Source organism: Actinoallomurus iriomotensis (assembly GCF_030269445.1).
Classification (GTDB): Bacteria; Actinomycetota; Actinomycetes; order Streptosporangiales; family Streptosporangiaceae; genus Actinoallomurus; species Actinoallomurus iriomotensis.
Map to the genome: position 1 here is coordinate 1 of NZ_BSTJ01000048.1, position 255 is coordinate 255.

Consider the following 255-nt stretch of genomic DNA (forward strand, 5'->3'; position numbering starts at 1 on the left):
ATCTTGTGTGAGGTCTGGGGAGATCACCGCGGTCCGGTCGCGGTTGGAGGAGTTCGCGGCTGAGGTGTTCGCGGGATTGCCGCGGTCGGATCAGCGCGCCACGGGTGGGCTGTATGTGCGGGGTTTGTTGCTGGACGGGCAGCGTAAGTCGATGCAGCCGATGGCGGAGCGCCTTGGTGTGGATCATCAGCGGTTGCAGCAGTTCATGAGCTCTTCGACCTGGGATTTCATTGGGGTGCGGCGTCGGCTGGCCAC

1 protein-coding gene is annotated in these 255 nt (G+C 63.9%); it reads left to right on the top strand.

Going from position 1 to position 255, the window contains the following annotated elements; all coding sequences use genetic code 11:
- Nucleotides 1–7: 7 nt before the first annotated feature.
- Nucleotides 8–255, top strand: a 248-nt coding sequence (locus QSK37_RS51345) for a transposase (protein WP_432705581.1), incomplete at its 3' end; no start/stop codon positions are given.